Raw genomic sequence first — 19,941 nt, forward strand, 5'->3', positions numbered from 1 at the left:
CAGACACGCGCCGATCATAGAGGATCGGCGCGATTTATCGCGAGGGCTGGCGATAGTCGTTCAGCGCAGGTTCAGCGACGGACCGGACGCTTCTGCAGTTTGCGCTGCAGGGTGCGGCGGTGCATGCCCAGCGCGCGGGCCGTGGCGGAGATGTTGCCTTCGTGCTCGGTGAGCACGCGCTGGATGTGTTCCCACTGCAAACGATCGACCGACATCGGGTTCTCCGGCACCAGACTGTCGAGGTCGGCGTGCTCGGACAGCAGCGCGGCCAGCACGTCGTCGGCATCGGCGGGTTTGCACAGGTAGTTGCAGGCGCCACGCTTGATCGCCTCGACTGCCGTGGCAATGCTCGAATAACCGGTGAGGATCACCACGCGCATTTCCGGATCGAGTTCCAGCAGCTTGGGCAGCAACACCAGTCCGGAGTCGCCGTCCATTTTCAGGTCGAGCGCGGCGTAATCCGGCAGATCGGCCTGAGCGATGGTCAAGCCTTCTTCGGCGGAACCGGCGGTGCTGACGCGAAAGCCACGGCGGGCCATGGCACGCGCCATCACGCGGGTGAAGGTCGCGTCGTCATCGACCAGCAGCAAATGCGGCAGTTCTTCGCCTTCGACTTGGATTTCGTCACTCATGTTAGGTCTCCTCGGGCGCCGTGGGGCAGGCGCAGCTCGGTGAGCGTGCCGCCTTCCTCATGACTATAGAGTTTCACTGAGCCGCCGGCGCGTGTCACGCTGGCCTTGCTCAAAAACAGGCCCAGGCCGAAACCTTTGCCCTTGGTGGTAAAAAACGGTTTGCCGATCTGCTCGGCGATGGCCAGCGGCACACCGGCGCCATGGTCGCGAATGCTGATGGTCAGCGTTTCCGCATCCCAATCCAGGGTGACCTGGAGATTTTCCGGGCAAGCGTCGGCGGCGTTGTTGAGCAGATTCAGCAGGGCCTGCGTCAGGTCCGGCGGCGGCGCCATGCGTGGCACTGCGCCTTGGCCGAGACGCTGGAAGCGATAACTGGCTTCCGGGCGCATCAGGTGCCAGCGGTTCAGCGCCTCGTCGAGCCAGTCGGTGACGTCCTGCATCTCGACCGCCAGACGCCGATTGGCCTCGGCGGCGCGGACCAGTTGCTGCAAGGTTTCCTTGCACAGTTTGACTTGATCCTGCAGCACCTTCAGATCGTCCTGCAACATCGGGTCGGGATGGTCCTGCTGCATTTCCTTGAGCAACACGCTCATGGTCGCCAGCGGCGTACCCAGCTCATGCGCCGCACCCGCGGCCTGGGTCGCCACGGCAAGCAATTGCTGATCACGCAGCCCCTCTTCACGGCGGATTGCGCGCAATTCTTCCTGCCGCCGCAACTCTTCAGCCATGCGCGCGGCGAAGAAGGTAATCACCGCTGCAGCCAGCGCAAAGCTCAGCCACATGCCGTAGATCTGCAGATTCTCACGGGCGACCGGCAGCGTTTCCAGCGGATAGAAACGCGTCAGCATCACCGTGTACAGCGCCAGCGCAATGCCGGACAGAATCACCGAATAACGCCACGGCAGCGTCACCGCCGCGATGGTCAGCGGCACCAGATAATAGGAAACGAAGGGATTGGTCGAACCGCCGGAGAAATACAGCAGCGCACTGTGAATCACCAGATCGCAGGCCAGTTGCAGCGCGTATTCAAGCTCGGTCACCGGCCACGATGTGCGCAGGCGCACGGCAGTGAACACGCAGAGCAGAATCGAACAGCCCAGGGTCATCGCCAATTGCACCCACGGCAACGGCAACAATTGCAGCCAGTAGGCCAGGCCCACGGACCCGGCCTGCGCGGCGAGCACCAGGGTGCGGATGAAAGTCAGCCGCCAGAGGTTCTGGCGAGTGGCGGAAGTCAGTTGTACGGGGGCGAGCATGAGCTCTCCTGATGAGCGCTCCAGGCGGATCGCACGGAGTATAACCAAGGCGCGGGGCTCAGAGGCGAAAGTGCGGCAAACGACCACAGGAGAGCAGCTGCAAGTTGCAAGCTTCAAGCGGCAAGCAAGATCAAAAGCGCCGCAGTTCTTGCTCTTGCCTTTACTTGCAGCTTGAAGCTTGCAACTTGCAGCTGCTTTATAGAGTCTGATGGCTCACGCAGCGCCCTCTGCGCCTCATTCAAGGAGCCTTCATGCACACATTTCGCCGCAGCGCCGCCCTCCTCGCCCTGACCGTCGGCAGCGTCGCCAGCCTCCCGGCGCTGGCCGCCGATGAGCTGCATTACAACCAGATTTCCCTGCGCGCCGAAGTCAGCCAGGAAGTGGCTCGCGACCAGATGATCGTGACGCTCTACACCGAAGAGCAGAACACCGACCCGGCCAAACTCGCCGCGGCCATCAGCACCACCATGAACAAGGCCACCGCCCAGGCCAAGCAAGTCAAAGACATCACCTTGCGCACGGGCAGCCGCAACAGCTATCCGATCTACGACACCAAAGGCCAGAAGATCACCGGCTGGCGCGAACGTGCCGAACTGCGCCTGGAAAGCACCGACTTCGCCGCCCTGTCGAAACTCACCGGCGAGCTATTGACCGACCTCAAAATGGGCGGCATGGATTTCGCCATCGCTGACCCGACCCGCAAGGCCAGCGAAGACCAATTGCTCAAAGAAGCCGTCACCGCCTTCAAGACCCGCGCCCAACTGGCCACCGATGCGCTGGGCGGCAAGGGTTACAAAATCGTCAACCTGAACCTCAACAGCAACGGTTACCCACAACCGTACCTGCGTGCGCCGATGATGATGAAAGCAGCGGCCATGGATTCCGCCCCGGTGACACCTGAAGTTGAAGCCGGCACCAGCCAGGTCAGCATGACCGCGGATGGCTCGATTGAAGTGTTGATGCAGTGATTTGAGCCTGGCTGAATGAAGGACCGGCAATCAGTAAATGGTTGCCGGTTTTTTTTGTGTCCGGGTTTTGTAGTGAATGATCCACCGCTATCGCTGGCAAGCCAGCTCCCACAGGTTTTGTAGTGTTTTGAAAATTGCATATAACACTGTGGGAGCGGGCTTGCCCGCGAAAACGATAACGCGGTGGCCCTCCCTGATTACGTACGCGGATCAACTCGATCCAGCGCCCGATTCACCGCCAGCTCCGCCAGCATGATGATCTGCTGGATCGCCAGCGCGGTATTGCGCTGCGGCCGACCGAGCTGATCGGCGAAATCGCTGGCTAGCGTATTGGCTGAAGCGAGAGATTCACAGGCGTGAGCCAGCAGGCTTTCGGTGTCGATGTCGGGCCGGATCGAAAACATCGTGCTTGGTGGATGCGGTTTGCCGGGTGGCGGGCAGAGATAGAAATCGAGGGCACGCTTGATGGCTTCGCGGTTCTTCGCGAGATCGTCGGCACGCAGCGCGGCTTCGAGGGGGGTTGGGGTTTCTTCGGGTGGGTCGGGGACTGGCTTGGTCATTAAATAGCCCTACTTTGCTAAATGAACGCCATCACCTGCCGTTTCTCACGCGGCGAAGTGGGTGGCAGCTATGTGCGGGGTGAGAAACCGGAAAAATAGGAAAACCGGCCAGACCGAAGTCTGCCCGCACACAGCCGCCATATCGCTATTGCAGACAACTGAAGAGCTGGCGGCAATTATGCGGACATGCGCACTGAATCACTAATTTTCCGGGTTCTCACACCCGATCGCTGAACAACCAGCGACGACCCAAGCCTAGAGAGCGGACGTCCGACGGACAACCTGAAAACCTTGTGGGAAGGTTCTGGCTGTTTCGCATCGGATTTAAACAGCCAAAAAGCAAACCCTCACCCTAACCCTCTCCCAGAGGGAGAGGGGACTGACCGAGGTGTTTGGGGGAGATACGCCGACGTGAAAGTCTGAGTTGAACTCAGGATTTGAAAAGCACACAAATCAGCTCCCTCTCCTCGGGGAGAGGGCTGGGGTGAGGGGCGAATTCACCACAAAGCCAAAGCCAAACACCCGCTCTTCACCACTCAATAGGCCGAGTGTCAGCTCGCCTGCTTTTGATCTTGATCCACCGGCGACGTCGGAAGGCTGAGTGGAGGGATTGATCCGGGCGTGGGAGCGCAGCGACCGTCTGGCGCAGCCAGACACAGCGGAAGGAGGTGCAGCGCAGCAAACCGTAGCCGCTGCGCCAGGATCGATCCCGGAGCGAAGGAACCCGAGCCTGCGAGGGCCGAACGCAGGAGCTAGCGTTTTTTGCTTACTTTTTTTGGCGCTTGTAAAAAAGGAAGTCGCCGTCAGGCGAAACCGTCAGCCGCAGCACCCGAAGCAACGGATACACCCCCAAACCAAGCCGCTATATACCGAGACAGACACCCCAACACAAAAAACGATATTTCCGAAGCCCTCCAAATCCCCGCTACCCTGAAAGCATAACCAGCAAATTCCCCGGGGACTCCATGCCAAGATCCACCCTCAAACCACTACTGATCACCCTCGCACTTACAGCCATCGCCCCGATCACACATGCCGCCACAACCCTGGTCTACTGCTCCGAAGCCAGCCCCGCCGGCTTCGACCCCAGCCAATACACCAGCGGCACCGACTTCGACGCCTCCGCCGAAACCGTCTTCAATCGCCTCACCCAATTCCAGCGTGGCGGCACCGACATCGAACCCGGCCTGGCGACAAAATGGGACGTCTCCAGCGACGGCCTGCACTACACTTTCCACCTGCGCGAAGGCGTGAAGTTCCACACCACCGACTATTTCACCCCGAGCCGCGACTTCAACGCCGACGACGTCCTGTTTACCTTCCAGCGTCTGCTCGACCCGGAGAGCGCCTTCCGCAAGGCCTACCCCGCCGAATCCCCGTACTTCACCGACATGGGCCTGAACACCACGATCAAGTCGGTGGAAAAACTCGACGACCACACCGTGCGCTTCAACCTCAACAACGTCGACGCCGCCTTCGTGCAAAATCTCGCCATGAGCTTCGCCTCGGTGCAGTCAGCCGAATACGCCGCACAACTGTTGAAGGACGGCAAAGCCGCCGACCTCAATCAGAAGCCGGTCGGCACCGGCCCGTTTGTGTTCAAGCGCTATCAGAAGGATTCGCAGATCCGCTACGCGGCCAACAAGGCCTACTGGAAACCCGAAGACGTGAAAATCGATAACCTGATTTTCTCGATCACACCCGACGCCGCCGTGCGCCTGCAGAAGCTCAAGGCCGGCGAATGCCAGGTCAGCGGTTATCCACGCCCCGCCGATATCGAGGTCATGGAAACAGACCCGAACCTGCGCGTGCTGAAACAGGCCGGATTCAACCTTGGCTTCCTCGCCTACAACACCACCCACCCGCCTCTTGATCAGCTCAAGGTCCGTCAGGCGCTGGACATGGCCATCGACAAACCGGCAATCATCAAGGCGGTTTACCAAGGCGCCGGTCAGTTGGCACAGAACGCTTTGCCACCTGCGCAATGGTCGTTCGACCCGAACATCAAAGACGCGCCTTACGACCCGGTGAAAGCCAAGGCGCTACTCAAGGAAGCCGGGGTTGCACCCGGTACAACCATCAACCTTTGGGCGATGACAGTGCAGCGTGCGTCGAACCCGAATGCACGTATGTCGGCGCAAATGATCCAGCAGGATTGGGACAAGATCGGCATCAAGGCCAACATTGTCAGCTATGAATGGGGCGAGTACATCAAGCGCGCAAAGAATGGCGAACATGACGCGATGATCTACGGCTGGACCGGCGACAACGGCGACCCCGACAACTGGCTGGGCGTGCTGTACAGCTGCGCGGCAGTCAAAGGCAGCAACTATGCGAAATGGTGCGACCCGGCTTACGACAAACTGGTGCAGCAGGCCAAAGTGGCCACGGATAAAGCGCAACGGGTAAAACTGTATCAACAGGCGCAACTGATCCTTAAACAGCAGGTGCCGATCACCCCGATCGCCAACTCCACAGTGTTCCAGCCGTTGCGCAAGGAAGTCAGCGACTTCCGCATCAGCCCTTTCGGTCTGACCCCCTTCTATGGGGTGGGTATAAATAAGTAACACCCGGCCCCAAGGCGGCGCGCAGCAGGTGACTGCCGCACCGTTTTGGGGCTGCATTTGCACCTTAAAAACCACTCGCAAACGGTCAAATGCGTCAAAAGTTATACGGATGCGACATTAAGGTACGTTCGTGCCACGGTTTAACGCCGTCGACCGCTCTGGATCTTGCATTGGGTATGGGCCCTGCATAAGTATCCGCAGGCACGACTCACGAGGTCGTACCTCACAACTAAAAAATGACAACAAATCATGAGGCCAACATGCTTAAACACGCGGTCATTCCGTTTCTAGTCGGCGCAGGCTTGTTAGCCTCCGCACCTTTCGCCACCGCTGCGACTAACCTGGTGTTCTGCTCCGAAGGGAGCCCGGCCGGTTTTGATCCAGGCCAGTACACCACCGGAACCGACTTCGACGCCTCAGCCGAAACCATGTTCAACCGCCTGACCCAGTTCGAGCGCGGCGGCACCGCCGTGATTCCTGGCCTGGCGACCAAGTGGGACATTTCCGATGATGGCCTGACTTACACCTTCCACCTGCGTGAAGGCGTCAAGTTCCACACCACCCCGTATTTCAAGCCGACTCGTGAATTCAACGCCGACGACGTGCTGTTTACTTTCAACCGCATGATCAACAAGGACGACCCGTTCCGTAAGGCGTACCCGACCGAATTCCCGTACTTCACCGACATGGGGATGGACACCAACATCACCAAGATCGATAAAGTCGACGACCACACCGTCAAGTTCACCCTGAAAGAAGTCGACGCCGCGTTCATTCAGAACATGGCCATGAGCTTCGCGTCCGTGCAGTCCGCCGAATACGCGGCCCAACTGCTCAAGGATGGCAAAGCCGCCGACATCAACCAGAAGCCGATCGGCACCGGCCCGTTCGTGTTCAAGAGCTACCAGAAAGACTCGAACATCCGTTACACCGGCAACAAGGATTACTGGAAACCTGAAGACGTGAAGATCGACAACCTGATCTTCGCCATCACCACCGACCCGTCGGTGCGTATCCAGAAGCTGAAGAAGAACGAGTGCCAGGTCACCCTGTTCCCGCGTCCGGCGGATCTGAAAGCGCTGAAAGAAGACAAGTCGCTGAAGATGCCGGATCAGGCCGGCTTCAACCTGGGCTACATCGCCTACAACGTGATGGACAAGGTCAAGGGCAGCAACGAGGCCAACCCATTGGCTGACCTGCGCGTGCGGCAGGCGCTGGACATGGCCGTGAACAAGCCACAAATCATCGATTCGGTTTACCAGGGCGCGGGCCAACTGGCCGTCAACGCCATGCCGCCGACCCAATGGTCCTACGACACCACCATCAAGGATGCCAAGTACGACCCTGAGAAAGCCAAACAGCTGCTCAAGGAAGCCGGCGTCAAGGAAGGTACCGAAATTGTCCTGTGGGCAATGCCGGTGCAGCGCCCGTACAACCCGAACGCCAAACTGATGGCTGAAATGCTCCAGTCCGACTGGGCCAAGATCGGCTTGAAAGTGAAGATCACCAGCTACGAGTGGGGCGAGTACATCAAGCGCTCCAAAGGTGGCGAAAACCAGGCCATGATCATTGGCTGGAGCGGTGACAATGGTGATCCGGACAACTGGCTCAACGTTCTGTTTGGCTGCGACTCGCTGAGCGGCAACAACTTCTCCAAGTGGTGCGACAAGAAATTCGACGGCCTGGTGAAAGAAGCCAAACGCACTACCGACCAGGGCAAGCGCACCGAGCTGTACAAACAGGCGCAACACGTCCTCAAAGATGCAGTTCCAATGACACCTATCGCTCACTCGACGGTGTATCAACCCATGCGCGCCAACGTGCAGGATTTCAAGATCAGCCCATTTGGCCTGAATTCCTTCTACGGCGTCAGCGTCAGCAAGTAAGACATCGCGACGGCGGCGTTTCTGACGTCGCCGTTGCTTTATCTACCGGGAAAAAAGGAAAAGGCCTACACCCAAATCCGCCGCAGATGATTGCTTCGGTATAGGCGCGTCGACTTTTCCTACGAGCATTAAGGCAATTACGTATTTACTGCCAGAGGCACGGTGCCTACCGTCGCGTACTGACCAGTGTCTGCGTGGGCCACCGGTTTTGCCGTACGTATTGGATTGAGCTCAATGCGACCAGAAAGTCCCGGGATAGGGACCCTGACGCATTGCACAACACTAAAAAGAGGGAGCGTCATGCGCCATACCTTGGTTTTTTCCGCTCTGTTGGGCGCCGGCCTGTTGGCCGCCACGTCTGCAAGCTACGCCGCCAGCGACAGCCTGGTGTTTTGCTCGGAAGGCAGCCCGGCGGGTTTCGATACCGCGCAGTACACGACGGCCACCGACAACGACGCCGCCGAGCCGCTGTACAACCGCCTGGTCGAGTTCGAAAAAGGCGCGACCAATGTCGTACCGGGCCTGGCGACCAAGTGGGACATTTCCGAAGATGGCCTGAAATACACCTTTCACCTGCGTGAAGGCGTGAAATTTCATACAACTCCTTACTTCAAGCCGAGCCGCGATTTCAACGCTGACGATGTCGTGTTCACGTTTAACCGCATGCTCGATGCGCAGCAGCCGTTTCGTAAGGCCTATCCCACCGAGTTTCCGTATTTCAACGGGATGAGCCTGAACAAGAACATCGCCAAGGTCGAGAAGACCGGGCCGCTGACCGTGGAGTTCACGCTCAACAGCGTTGACGCCGCGTTCATCCAGAACATCGCCATGAGCTTCGCTTCGATTCTGTCTGCCGAATACGCCGACAAGCTGCTGGCCGACGGCAAGCCGAGCGATATCAACCAGAAGCCGATCGGCACCGGGCCGTTCGTGTTCAAGAGCTACCAGAAAGACTCCAACATCCGCTACACCGGCAACCCGCAGTACTGGGATCCGAGCCGGGTCAAGCTGAAGAACCTGATTTTCGCGATCAACACCGATGCCTCGGTGCGCGTGCAGAAGCTCAAGGCTGGCGAATGCCAGATCACCCTGCACCCGCGTCCGGCCGATGTTGAAGCGCTGAAGGCCGACCCGAAGCTGCAACTGATTTCCAAGCCGGGGTTCAACCTCGGCTACATCGCCTACAACGTGCGCCACAAGCCCTTCGATCAACTGGAAGTGCGTCAGGCATTGGACATGGCCGTGAATAAACAGGGCATTCTCAACGCTGTTTATCAAGGCGCCGGGCAACTGGCCGTCAACGCCATGCCACCGACCCAGTGGTCCTACGACGACACCATCAAGGACGCCGCCTACAACCCGGAAAAAGCCAAGGAACTGCTCAAGGCTGCCGGCGTGAAAGAAGGCACCGAGATCACCCTGTGGGCAATGCCGGTGCAGCGTCCATACAACCCGAACGCCAAACTGATGGCCGAAATGCTCCAGTCCGACTGGGCCAAGATCGGCCTGAAAGTGAAGATTGTCAGCTACGAATGGGGCGAGTACATCAAGCGCACCAAGAACGGCGAGCACGACGTCAGCCTGATCGGCTGGACCGGTGACAACGGGGACCCGGACAACTGGCTGGGCACGCTGTACAGCTGCGACGCGATCGGCGGCAACAACTACTCCATGTGGTGCGATCCGGCGTATGACAAGCTGATCAAACAGGCCAAGGTCGTCACCGACCGCGACCAGCGCACCGAGCTTTATAAACAGGCCCAGCAATTGCTTAAACAGCAAGTGCCGATCACGCCTGTCGCCCACTCGACGGTCAACCAGCCGTTAAGCACCCGCGTCGAAGGGTTCAAAGTCAGCCCGTTCGGCCGCAACGTGTTCTCGGGTGTCAGTATCGATTAAACCCACCGATTAGCCGCAATGCTGAGGGGAGCCATCTACTCCCCTCACGCAAGCGCTTTGCCGAAATTCGCCAATCCGGCGTTTTGCAAACGTTTGCGATGTGTGAACGAGTTCTAAACCAATAACCGGCATACCAAAAAAAGCCGGGATAAAAAGAAAGTAAAGGAGCTTCACCCATGAAACTGAGCAGCACCGCGATACTGGCCCTGGCCATCAGCAGCATCACCGCTACGGCTTATGCGGAAACCCAAAGCCAGGCGTTCACCCCGGTGACCGTCAACGAGAAGAGCGCCCAGGCCGAAGCCACTGGCTTCCTCGAAGGGCAATCGATCAGCGGTTCGACCCGTAACTGGTACGCCAACGAACAACTCAAACGTGGCGGCAAGTTCGCGTATCGCAAGAACGGCCAGTCCACCGAAACCGATCGCCGGATCAACTGGGTCCAAGGCACGATCATCAAGTACAACTCGGGCTTTACCGAAGGTACCGTCGGCTTCAGCACAGAAGTGGCTGCTTACAACGCGATCGCCCTTGAGCGCGACCGCGAGAACCTTGCCGCCAACAACGGCGGCGCTCCGGGCACCCGCCCAGGCGCAGGCAACAACCGTACCCTGACCCGCGAAGGCGGTGACGCTGTCGGCCAGTGGAGCAAGCTGGGCCTGGCCAACGTCAAGGCGCGCATCTCCAACACCACTCTGACCGCCGGCCGCATGAACTTCAGCAGCCCGCAAGTCGATGTGATCGGCAACCGTCCGCTGCCATCGAGCTTCGAAGGCATCGCGATCCACAGCGAAGAGCTGAACAACCTGGCATTCGACGTCGCGACCTTCGACCGCGTTTCGCCACGTACCGAAGAAAGCCTGAGCAAGTTCCGCTCCGAATACGGTGACATCAACGCTGAAGCCGATCACGTCAACACCGCCGGTATTTCCTACCAGCCGTTCGCCAGCCTGACCACCAGCCTGTGGGGCACCCAGGCCGAAGACCTGTGGAACCAGTACTACTTCGGCGCCACCCACGTGTTGGGCGACAGCTCGGTGCTGAGCCTGACCACCGGCCTGAACTACTACAAGACCGTCGACGAAGGCAAAAAACTGCTCGGTGACATCGACAACGACACCTACTCGCTGTCGTTCGGCCTGACGCACCAGGCCCACACCGTGACCTTCTCCTATCAGGAAGTGAACGGTAACGAGTACTTCGACTACCTGCACGAAACCAACGGTATCTACCTGGCCAACTCCCTGCTCTCGGACTTCAACGGCCCGAACGAGAAATCCTTCCAGGTTTCCTATGGCATCAACATGGCCGAGTACGGTGTGCCAGGCCTGAAATTCAACATCTACCAGGCACGCGGCTGGGGCATCGACGGCACTCACTACAAGGGTGGCGGCTACGATGGCGTGCAGGCAATGGACGGCGAGCACCACTATGAATACGGCGTCGGTGCAACCTACGCAGTACAGAGCGGCCCGCTCAAGGCCACAACGATTCGCGGCACCTACACCGCGCACCGTGCCAGCGAAAACCAGGCTGACGGCAGCATCAACGAATTCCGTCTCGTAACCACCATCCCGTTCAACATTCTGTAAAAACGCCAACCGACGGCTGACTCATGATGAGTCGGCCGTTCGGTTTTCTGTCTTCAACCGATTGCAGAGGGTTATCGATGAAAATGCTTCCCCTACGTGCGGCCATCGCGGCTGCGTTGCTGAGTGTCGCTGTCGGCGCCTCGGCCAAACCCTTGGTGGTCTGCACCGAAGCCAGCCCGGAAGGCTTCGATATGGTCCAGTACACAACTGCAGTCACGGCGGACGCTGTGGCCGAAACCATCTTCAACCGCCTGGCCGATTTCAAACCCGGCACCACCGAGGTGATCCCGGCACTCGCCGAGTCCTGGGACATCAGCGAAGACGGCCTGAGCTACACGTTCCATCTGCGCAAAGGCGTCAAGTTTCACACCACCGAATACTTCAAGCCGACCCGCGACATGAACGCCGACGATGTGGTCTGGAGTTTCCAGCGTCAGCTGGACCCGAATCACCCGTGGCACAAACTGTCGAGCGTGGGCTTCCCGTACTTTGAAAGCATGGGCTTCAAGGAACTGCTCAAAAGCGTCGAGAAAGTCGACGACAACACGGTCAAGTTCACCCTGACCCGCCGCGAAGCGCCGTTCCTGGCCGACATCGCCATGGCCTTCTCGTCGATCTACCCGGCCGAATACGCCGACCAGTTGCTCAAGGCCAACAAGACCGGCGACCTGAACAACAAGCCGATCGGCACCGGCCCGTTCATCTTCCAGCGCTACGCCAAGGATGCGCAGGTGCGCTTCAAGGCCAACCCGGATTATTTCCGTGGCAAGCCGCCGGCCGACGCGTTGATTCTGGCCATCGCCACCGACAACAACGTGCGCCTGCAGAAGCTCAAGGCCAACGAGTGCCAGGTCGCGCTGTATCCGAAACCGGATGACATCCCGAGCATCAAGAAAGACAGCAACCTGAAAGTCGACGAGCTGGACGCGATGACCGTTTCGTACATCGCCATGAACACCCAGCACAAGTACATGAGCGATGTGCGCGTGCGCAAAGCCATCGACATCGCCTTCGACAAGGAGGCCTACGTCAACGCGCTGTTCGGCAAGGGCAACGCGTCGGTGGCGGTCAACCCGTACCCGCCGACTTTGCTCGGCTACAACCATGACTTGAAGAACCCGCCACGCGACCTCGATGCAGCGCGCAAGCTGCTCAAGGAAGCCGGGGTTCCGGAAGGCACCACGTTCACCTTGTTCACCCGTAACGGCGGCGGTCCGACCAACCCCAACCCGATGCTCGGCGCGCAGATGATGCAGGCTGACCTGGCGAAAGTCGGGATCAAGATCGACATCCGCGTGATGGAATGGGGCGAGATGCTCAAGCGCGCCAAGGCCGGCGAGCACGACATGGTCTCGGCCGGATGGGCGGGCGACAACGGCGACCCGGATAACTTCCTGACGCCTATGCTCAGTTGCGAGGCCGCCAAGAACGGCGAAAACTACGCACGCTGGTGCAACGAGAAATTCCAGGCACTGCTGGATGAAGCGCGGGCTAAAGTAGATCCGGCCGAACGCGCCGCGCTCTACGAACAGGCTCAAGTGCTGTTTAATCAGGACCAGCCATGGATCAGCATGGCCCATACTCGGATGTTCACTGCAATGCGCAACAATGTAGAGGGCTACCACATCAGCCCTCTCACCACTAATAACTTCGCCACCACCCAGGTGAAGTAGATAAGAAACGCCCGGCGTCCCTGACCTGAGGGACGCCGGACACGCCTAACCGGCTGATGAGGTACCACACAAGATGTTTAGTTTTATTGCCCGCCGACTGGGGTTGTTGATCCCCACGTTTTTCGGCATCACCTTGCTGACTTTCGCGTTGATTCGCATGATTCCGGGCGACCCCGTGGAAGTGATGATGGGCGAACGTCGGGTCGACCCCGAAATGCACGCTCAGGCAATGGAACGCCTGGGGCTGAACAAGCCGCTGTATGCCCAGTATCTGGACTACATCGGCAAACTGGCCCAGGGCGATCTCGGTGAGTCGTTGCGTACCCGTGAAAGCGTGTGGACCGAGTTCACCTCTCTTTTCCCGGCGACCCTGGAACTGTCCATGGCCGCCCTGCTGTTCGCTGGCATCCTCGGGCTTCTGGCCGGGGTGATCGCGGCACTCAAACGAGGATCGCTGTTCGACCACGGGGTGATGGGCATCTCCCTCGCGGGCTACTCGATGCCGATCTTCTGGTGGGGCCTGATTCTGATCATGTTCTTCTCGGTGAGCCTGGGCTGGACTCCGGTGTCCGGGCGCATCGACCTGCTGTATGACATCGAGCCGAAAACCGGCTTCATGCTGATCGACACGCTGCTGGCCGATGACGTCGGCGCGTTCTTCGACGCCCTGCATCACCTGATCCTGCCGGCCATCGTGCTAGGCACCATTCCGCTGGCGGTGATTGCGCGGATGACCCGTTCGTCGATGCTCGAAGTGCTGCGCGAAGACTACATCCGCACCGCCAAGGCCAAAGGCCTGTCGCCGTCGCGCGTGGTCTTCGTGCACGGTCTGCGCAATGCGCTGATTCCGGTGCTGACCGTGGTCGGCCTGCAAGTCGGCACGCTGCTGGCCGGTGCGGTCCTGACCGAAACCATCTTTTCCTGGCCCGGCATCGGTAAATGGCTGATCGAAGCCATCGGCGCCCGGGACTATCCGGTGGTGCAAAACGGCATCCTGTTAATCGCCTGCCTGGTGATTCTGGTCAACTTCGTGGTGGACATCCTCTACGGCTTTGCCAACCCACGCATCCGTCATCAGCGCTGAGGTCAATACCCATGAGCACTCCAACATCCTCAGTAGCCACCGCCACGTCCGCCGTGGATCAAAGCCTGCTGTACCCGTCGCCGTACAAAGAATTCTGGCAAGCGTTCTCCAAGAACAAGGGCGCCGTTGCCGGCCTGCTGTTCATGCTGCTGATCATCTTCTGCGCGATCTTCGCGCCGTGGGTCGCGCCGCATAACCCGAGCGAGCAATACCGTGACTTCCTGCTGACGCCACCGGCGTGGCTCGAAGGCGGGCAGATGCAGTTCCTGCTCGGCACCGATGAACTCGGCCGAGACCTGCTCTCGCGTCTGATCCAGGGTTCGCGTCTGTCGCTGCTGATCGGCTTGTCGTCGGTGGTCATGTCGCTGATTCCGGGGATCCTGCTGGGTCTGTTCGCCGGTTTCTTCCCGAAAGTGGTCGGCCCGACCATCATGCGCCTGATGGACATCATGCTGGCCCTGCCGTCGCTGCTGCTGGCCGTGGCGATCGTCGCCATCCTCGGCCCTGGCCTGATCAACACCGTGATCGCCATCGCTGTGGTTTCCCTGCCGTCCTACGTGCGTCTGACCCGTGCTGCCGTAATGGGCGAACTGAACCGCGACTACGTCACCGCCGCGCGCCTGGCCGGTGCCGGTCTGCCGCGCCTGATGTTCATCACCGTGCTGCCCAACTGCATGGCGCCGCTGATCGTGCAGGCGACCCTGAGCTTTTCTTCGGCGATTCTCGATGCCGCCGCACTGGGCTTCCTCGGCCTCGGCGTACAACCGCCAACCCCAGAGTGGGGCACCATGCTGGCCTCGGCCCGCGACTACATCGAACGCGCCTGGTGGGTGGTAAGTCTGCCCGGCCTGACCATTTTGCTCAGCGTGCTGGCAATCAACTTGATGGGCGACGGCCTGCGCGATGCGCTGGACCCGAAACTCAAGAACGCCGCCTGAGGAGATTCACATGTCACTGTTGGAAATCAAGAATCTCAACGTCCGCTTCGGCGACAAGACCGCGACCCCGGTGGTCGACGGCCTCGACCTCAAGGTCGACAAAGGCGAAGTGCTGGCCATCGTTGGCGAATCGGGTTCGGGTAAATCCGTGACCATGATGGCGCTGATGGGCCTGATCGAGCATCCCGGCATCGTCACCGCTGACTCGCTCAGCTTCGACGGCAAGGACATGCTCAAACTGAGCAACCGTCAACGTCGGCAGATCGTCGGCAAAGACCTGTCAATGGTCTTCCAGGACCCGATGACCGCACTGAACCCGAGCTACACCGTCGGTTTCCAGATCGAAGAAGTGCTGCGCCTGCACCTGAAAATGTCCGGCAAGCAAGCGCGCAAGCGTGCCATCGAACTGCTGGAAAAAGTGGAAATTCCGGGCGCCGCCAGCCGCATGGACGCCTATCCGCATCAACTGTCTGGCGGTATGAGCCAGCGTGTCGCGATCGCCATGGCGATTGCCGGCGAGCCGAAACTGCTGATCGCCGACGAGCCGACCACCGCGCTGGACGTGACGATTCAGGCGCAGATCATGGATCTGCTGCTGGCGTTGCAGAAAGAACAGAACATGGGCCTGGTGCTGATCACCCACGACCTGGCGGTCGTCGCGGAAACCGCCCAGCGCGTCTGCGTGATGTACGCAGGTCAGGCCGTTGAAGTCGGTCAGGTGCCGCAACTGTTCGACATCCCGGCGCACCCGTACAGCGAAGCACTGCTCAAGGCGATTCCCGAACACAGCCTCGGCGCCTCGCGTCTGTCGACCTTGCCGGGCATCGTCCCGGGCCGTTACGACCGACCGCAGGGTTGCCTGCTGTCGCCGCGCTGCCCGTATGTGCAGGACAACTGCCGCACCCAGCGTCCGGGCCTTGATCCAAAAGCCAACAGCCTCGCCCGCTGCTTCTACCCGCTGAACCAGGAGGTGGCGTAATGGCCGTCGTACTCACCGCCCGCGACCTGACCCGTCACTACGAAGTCTCCCGTGGCCTGTTCAAGGGCCACGCCACCGTGCGCGCGCTCAACGGCGTGTCGTTCGAACTGGAAGCCGGCAAGACCCTCGCCGTAGTAGGTGAATCGGGTTGCGGCAAATCCACCCTCGCCCGCGCTTTGACACTGATCGAAGAACCGTCGTCGGGCTCGCTGCAGATCGCCGGCCAGGAAGTCGCCGGCGCCGACAAGGCCGAGCGCAAGCAACTGCGCAAAGACGTGCAGATGGTCTTTCAGAGCCCATATGCGTCGTTGAACCCACGGCAGAAAATCGGTGATCAACTGGCCGAGCCGCTGCTGATCAACACCAAGCTGTCGGCCAGCGAACGTCGCGAGAAAGTCCAGGCGATGATGAAGCAGGTCGGCTTGCGTCCCGAGCATTACCAGCGCTATCCGCACATGTTCTCCGGTGGTCAGCGCCAGCGTATCGCGCTTGCCCGGGCAATGATGCTGCAACCGAAAGTGCTGGTCGCGGACGAACCGACTTCAGCGCTGGACGTGTCGATTCAAGCCCAGGTGCTCAATCTGTTCATGGACCTGCAGCAGGAGTTCAACACCGCCTACGTGTTCATCTCGCACAACCTCGCGGTGGTGCAGCACGTAGCCGATGACGTGATGGTGATGTATCTCGGTCGCCCGGTTGAACTGGGCCCGAAGAACGACATCTACGAGCGCCCGCTGCACCCGTACACCCAGGCGCTGCTGTCGGCGACCCCGACCATTCACCCGGACCCGAACAAGCCGAAAATCAAGATCGTCGGCGAACTGCCCAACCCGCTGAACCCGCCATCGGGCTGCGCCTTCCACAAGCGCTGCCCGTACGCGACCGAGCGTTGCACCACGGAAGAACCGCTGTTGCGTGAACTGGATAACCGGCAGGTGGCTTGTCACTACGCCGAGCAGTTTCTCGACGGCGCGGCGTAAGCAGATCCGGAGGCCACAAAACCCCATGTGGGAGCGAGCCTGCTCGCGAAGGCGTCATCTCGGTCAACATCATCGGTGACTGATTAACCGCTTTCGCGAGCAGGCTCGCTCCCACAGGGAGTTCGTGTTGATTCAAGAATTCATGCGTTAACAAAACCCCTTCCACCTCGATTGCGCATCAGTCGAGGCAGAAGGGGTTTTTCTTTGCCCGGCGATCTACGTCTGGCTGTCGCCTTCGTCATCCGGATCATCGCTGTCCGGCTCGTCAGTGGTCGAGTCGTCATCATCGGCGCTGCCGCCCTGATTCATATCCCCGGGCTCCGACTCGGACTTGGCGAGCATCAGCCCGCTATGCCCGACCTGGCCGTTGAACGCCTGCGAATCGTGATCCTCACACTCAGCCCACGCCGTTGCAGTACCGAGGGACAGCATCACCATCACTTTCAACAACATCAAAATCCGTAGCAATCTGCTTTTCATGGCCGACTCCATCCTGTTGCGCTAAGACATGCTTGCCGGACTGGCTCGATGTGAATCTAGTTGCGATCCGCCCGGCTCACCACTTAGGACGCGGCGGGGCGGGCAGAAATGCCATCGGTGGACAGATTGGTTTCGAATAACAGCAATAACAGAAACAGCTAAGCCCACGCGTAGCCTGAATGGGTTTCAAAGGACGTATAGCTTTCACTCAGCACTCACTCCCCTAAATGGATTCGCAGGCAGTCTGCTAAATATCGGCCGGCTGTCAGGCGGCCTTCGCGAGCAGGCTCGCTCCCACAGAAAAGCTAAATCAAAAGATCGCAGCCTTCGGCAGCTCCTACACACGATGAGCGCAAGCTCGAGTACCGCTTTTGATCTTGATCCACCGGCGACGTCGGAAGGCTGAGTGGAGGGATTGATCCGGGCGTGGGAGCGCAGCGACCGTCTGGCGCAGCCAGACACAGCGGAAGGAGGTGCAGCGAAGCAAACCGTAGCCGCTGCGCCAGGATCGATCCCGGAGCGAAGGAACCCGAGCCTGCGAGGGCCGAACGTAGGAGCAAGCCTTTTGGTTCCTTTTTGGCGTCTGAAAAAGGGACTCGCCGTAAGGGCGAAACCGCCAGCTGCAGCACAGCAAAAAACGGATATTCACCCAAATCAACCAACGCCTGGTCGGCCCAAAGGCCGCCAAGACCAAAACCGGCAGCCCATAAAAAAGCCCCCAAGGTCTACACCTCAAGGGCTTTCAGAACAACAACTCAAAACTTAGTGATGCTCCCGCGTCGCGCGGAATTTCACGTCCGGCCAGCGCTCTTCCATCAGCGCCAGATTCACCCGCGTCGGCGCCAGATAGGTCAGATGCCCACCGCCATCCAGCGCAAGGTTCTCCACCGCCTTGTTGGAAAACTCCTCAAGCTTCTTCTTGTCGTCGCACTCGATCCAGCGCGCCGAATACACCGTGATCGGCTCATACGAGCATTCGACCTTGTATTCCTCTTTCAAACGGCTGGCGACCACATCGAACTGCAGCACACCGACGGCGCCAAGAATGATGTCGTTGCTGCGCTCGGGGAAGAACACCTGCGTCGCGCCCTCTTCCGCCAACTGCTGCAGGCCCTGACGCAGCTGCTTGGATTTCAGCGGATCACGCAGACGCACGCGACGGAACAGTTCCGGGGCGAAGTGCGGAATACCGGTGAAACCGAGGACCTCGCCTTCGCTGAAGGTGTCGCCGATCTGGATCGTGCCATGGTTGTGCAGACCGATGATGTCGCCGGCGTACGCCTCTTCCAGCTGTTCACGCTCGGAGGAGAAGAACGTCAGCGCATCGCCGATGCGCACGTCCTTGCCGGTACGCACGTGGCGCATCTTCATGCCTTTTTCGTACTTGCCCGAGCAGATACGCATGAAGGCGATGCGGTCGCGGTGTTTCGGGTCCATGTTCGCCTGGATCTTGAAGATGAAGCCCGAGAACTTCTCTTCCACCGGCTCGACGGTGCGCTCGTTGGCCACACGGGCCAGCGGACGCGGCGCCCAATCGACGACAGCATCGAGCACGTGGTCGACACCAAAATTGCCCAGCGCCGTACCGAAGAACACCGGGGTCAGTTGACCGTCGAGGAATTCCTCCTGGTTGAATTCGTGGCAGGCGCCCTGTACCAGTTCCAGCTGCTCGATGAAACGATCGTACTCGTCGCCCAAGTGCGCGCGCGCCTCGTCGGAGTCGAGTTTCTCGATGATCTTGGTTTCGGTGCGCTCGTGACCGTGACCGGCGGTGTAGACGATGATGTAGTCGTCGGCCAGGTGATACACGCCCTTGAAGTCGCGGTAGCAACCGATCGGCCAGGTGATCGGCGCCGCCTTGATCTTCAGAACGGCTTCGATCTCGTCGAGCAGTTCGATCGGGTCGCGGATGTCACGGTCGAGTTTGTTGATGAAGCTGACGATCGGCGTGTCACGCAGACGGCAGACGTCCATCAGCGCAATGGTCCGTGGCTCTACACCCTTACCGCCGTCGAGCACCATCAATGCCGAGTCCACCGCCGTCAGGGTGCGGTAGGTATCTTCGGAGAAGTCTTCGTGGCCCGGGGTGTCGAGCAGGTTGATCATGTGTTCGCGATAGGGGAACTGCATGACCGACGTGGTAATGGAAATACCCCGCTGCTTCTCCATTTCCATCCAGTCGGATGTCGCATGGCGATCGGATTTACGGGATTTCACCGTACCGGCCACTGCAATCGCCTTGCCCATCAACAGGAGCTTTTCGGTGATCGTGGTTTTACCGGCATCGGGGTGGGAAATAATGGCGAAAGTGCGGCGTTTCGCGACTTCGGCGGCCTGTTGGGTCATGGGAAATCGCCTGGCGGTGATTCAAAAAAGGGCCGCGATTATAGCCCAACTCAGGACAATAACCGAACCGTTGAGCACATTAAGGGTGGCCAAATGCTGCC

The 19,941-nt window shown here is 59.6% G+C and carries 15 protein-coding genes; 10 read left to right on the top strand and 5 right to left on the bottom strand.

Going from position 1 to position 19,941, the window contains the following annotated elements; genetic code table 11:
* Positions 1 to 71: 71 nt before the first annotated feature.
* Together ACMYUN_RS10495 and ACMYUN_RS10500 are read right to left on the bottom strand one after the other, a co-directional pair.
* Positions 72 to 632, bottom strand: a complete 561-nt coding sequence (locus ACMYUN_RS10495) for a response regulator transcription factor (protein WP_003221630.1) — start codon at positions 630 to 632, stop codon at positions 72 to 74.
* Positions 629 to 1,888, bottom strand: coding sequence for an ATP-binding protein (locus ACMYUN_RS10500; protein WP_129999945.1), 1,260 nt, complete (start codon positions 1,886 to 1,888; stop codon positions 629 to 631). The genes ACMYUN_RS10495 and ACMYUN_RS10500 overlap by 4 nt, the downstream gene beginning before the upstream one ends.
* A gap of 251 nt (positions 1,889 to 2,139) precedes the next feature.
* On the opposite strand from ACMYUN_RS10500, the gene ACMYUN_RS10505 reads away from it, so the two are divergent.
* A complete protein-coding gene (locus tag ACMYUN_RS10505) occupies positions 2,140 to 2,856 on the top strand; it encodes an SIMPL domain-containing protein (protein WP_016771714.1) in 717 nt (238 codons plus the stop codon).
* Positions 2,857 to 3,053: 197 nt separating this feature from the next.
* Here ACMYUN_RS10505 and ACMYUN_RS10510 read toward each other — a convergent pair whose 3' ends face one another.
* Positions 3,054 to 3,416, bottom strand: coding sequence for a DUF6124 family protein (locus tag ACMYUN_RS10510; RefSeq protein WP_415763644.1), 363 nt, complete (start codon positions 3,414 to 3,416; stop codon positions 3,054 to 3,056).
* A 965-nt stretch (positions 3,417 to 4,381) separates the two neighbouring features.
* On the opposite strand from ACMYUN_RS10510, the gene ACMYUN_RS10515 reads away from it, so the two are divergent.
* The 9 genes from ACMYUN_RS10515 (at position 4,382) to ACMYUN_RS10555 (ending at position 17,014) form a co-directional block, all read left to right on the top strand.
* Positions 4,382 to 5,983, top strand: a complete 1,602-nt coding sequence (locus tag ACMYUN_RS10515; protein WP_415763645.1) for an ABC transporter substrate-binding protein — start codon at positions 4,382 to 4,384, stop codon at positions 5,981 to 5,983.
* Between the two features lie 260 nt (positions 5,984 to 6,243).
* Positions 6,244 to 7,869 carry an ABC transporter substrate-binding protein gene (locus tag ACMYUN_RS10520; protein ID WP_016771716.1) on the top strand — a complete coding sequence of 542 codons (1,626 nt, stop codon included), beginning with the start codon at positions 6,244 to 6,246 and terminating at the stop codon, positions 7,867 to 7,869.
* Between the two features lie 300 nt (positions 7,870 to 8,169).
* Complete coding sequence (locus tag ACMYUN_RS10525; RefSeq protein WP_415763646.1) at positions 8,170 to 9,768, top strand: ABC transporter substrate-binding protein; 1,599 nt, start codon at positions 8,170 to 8,172, stop codon at positions 9,766 to 9,768.
* 176 nt (positions 9,769 to 9,944) lie between these two features.
* On the top strand, positions 9,945 to 11,360 hold the full coding sequence (locus tag ACMYUN_RS10530; protein ID WP_130000134.1) for an OprD family porin: 1,416 nt from the start codon (positions 9,945 to 9,947) through the stop codon (positions 11,358 to 11,360).
* Positions 11,361 to 11,437: 77 nt separating this feature from the next.
* Positions 11,438 to 13,033 (top strand): ABC transporter substrate-binding protein, encoded by a 1,596-nt coding sequence (locus tag ACMYUN_RS10535; RefSeq protein WP_310408030.1) that lies wholly within the window; start codon positions 11,438 to 11,440, stop codon positions 13,031 to 13,033.
* A gap of 73 nt (positions 13,034 to 13,106) precedes the next feature.
* Entirely contained in the window at positions 13,107 to 14,117 is a 1,011-nt protein-coding gene (locus tag ACMYUN_RS10540) for an ABC transporter permease subunit (RefSeq protein WP_016771720.1), read from the top strand.
* Between the two features lie 11 nt (positions 14,118 to 14,128).
* Positions 14,129 to 15,055: an ABC transporter permease subunit gene (locus ACMYUN_RS10545; protein WP_016771721.1), complete on the top strand. Its 927-nt coding sequence runs from the start codon at positions 14,129 to 14,131 to the stop codon at positions 15,053 to 15,055.
* A 10-nt stretch (positions 15,056 to 15,065) separates the two neighbouring features.
* Complete coding sequence (locus ACMYUN_RS10550; protein ID WP_016771722.1) at positions 15,066 to 16,034, top strand: ABC transporter ATP-binding protein; 969 nt, start codon at positions 15,066 to 15,068, stop codon at positions 16,032 to 16,034.
* Positions 16,034 to 17,014, top strand: a complete 981-nt coding sequence (locus ACMYUN_RS10555; RefSeq protein WP_039759476.1) for a peptide ABC transporter ATP-binding protein — start codon at positions 16,034 to 16,036, stop codon at positions 17,012 to 17,014. The genes ACMYUN_RS10550 and ACMYUN_RS10555 overlap by 1 nt, the downstream gene beginning before the upstream one ends.
* A gap of 216 nt (positions 17,015 to 17,230) precedes the next feature.
* Here ACMYUN_RS10555 and ACMYUN_RS10560 read toward each other — a convergent pair whose 3' ends face one another.
* On the bottom strand, positions 17,231 to 17,494 hold the full coding sequence (locus ACMYUN_RS10560; protein WP_039759479.1) for a hypothetical protein: 264 nt from the start codon (positions 17,492 to 17,494) through the stop codon (positions 17,231 to 17,233).
* A gap of 762 nt (positions 17,495 to 18,256) precedes the next feature.
* On the bottom strand, positions 18,257 to 19,840 hold the full coding sequence (locus ACMYUN_RS10565; protein ID WP_415763647.1) for a peptide chain release factor 3: 1,584 nt from the start codon (positions 19,838 to 19,840) through the stop codon (positions 18,257 to 18,259).
* Between the last annotated feature and the right edge of the window lie 101 nt (positions 19,841 to 19,941).

Origin of the sequence: Pseudomonas sp. CP4, from assembly GCF_047758505.1 — a bacterium.
Taxonomy (GTDB): Bacteria; Pseudomonadota; Gammaproteobacteria; order Pseudomonadales; family Pseudomonadaceae; genus Aquipseudomonas; species Aquipseudomonas fluorescens_AO.

Coding starts and splice junctions, on each gene's coding strand:
- ACMYUN_RS10510 (WP_415763644.1), bottom strand. CDS start 3,416: ATGACCAAGCCAGTCCCCGACCCACCCGAAGAAACCCCAACCCCCCTC.
- ACMYUN_RS10555 (WP_039759476.1), top strand. CDS start 16,034: ATGGCCGTCGTACTCACCGCCCGCGACCTGACCCGTCACTACGAAGTC.
- ACMYUN_RS10530 (WP_130000134.1), top strand. CDS start 9,945: ATGAAACTGAGCAGCACCGCGATACTGGCCCTGGCCATCAGCAGCATC.
- ACMYUN_RS10550 (WP_016771722.1), top strand. CDS start 15,066: ATGTCACTGTTGGAAATCAAGAATCTCAACGTCCGCTTCGGCGACAAG.
- ACMYUN_RS10535 (WP_310408030.1), top strand. CDS start 11,438: ATGAAAATGCTTCCCCTACGTGCGGCCATCGCGGCTGCGTTGCTGAGT.
- ACMYUN_RS10500 (WP_129999945.1), bottom strand. CDS start 1,888: ATGCTCGCCCCCGTACAACTGACTTCCGCCACTCGCCAGAACCTCTGG.
- ACMYUN_RS10545 (WP_016771721.1), top strand. CDS start 14,129: ATGAGCACTCCAACATCCTCAGTAGCCACCGCCACGTCCGCCGTGGAT.
- ACMYUN_RS10540 (WP_016771720.1), top strand. CDS start 13,107: ATGTTTAGTTTTATTGCCCGCCGACTGGGGTTGTTGATCCCCACGTTT.
- ACMYUN_RS10565 (WP_415763647.1), bottom strand. CDS start 19,840: ATGACCCAACAGGCCGCCGAAGTCGCGAAACGCCGCACTTTCGCCATT.
- ACMYUN_RS10520 (WP_016771716.1), top strand. CDS start 6,244: ATGCTTAAACACGCGGTCATTCCGTTTCTAGTCGGCGCAGGCTTGTTA.
- ACMYUN_RS10515 (WP_415763645.1), top strand. CDS start 4,382: ATGCCAAGATCCACCCTCAAACCACTACTGATCACCCTCGCACTTACA.
- ACMYUN_RS10505 (WP_016771714.1), top strand. CDS start 2,140: ATGCACACATTTCGCCGCAGCGCCGCCCTCCTCGCCCTGACCGTCGGC.
- ACMYUN_RS10495 (WP_003221630.1), bottom strand. CDS start 632: ATGAGTGACGAAATCCAAGTCGAAGGCGAAGAACTGCCGCATTTGCTG.
- ACMYUN_RS10525 (WP_415763646.1), top strand. CDS start 8,170: ATGCGCCATACCTTGGTTTTTTCCGCTCTGTTGGGCGCCGGCCTGTTG.
- ACMYUN_RS10560 (WP_039759479.1), bottom strand. CDS start 17,494: ATGAAAAGCAGATTGCTACGGATTTTGATGTTGTTGAAAGTGATGGTG.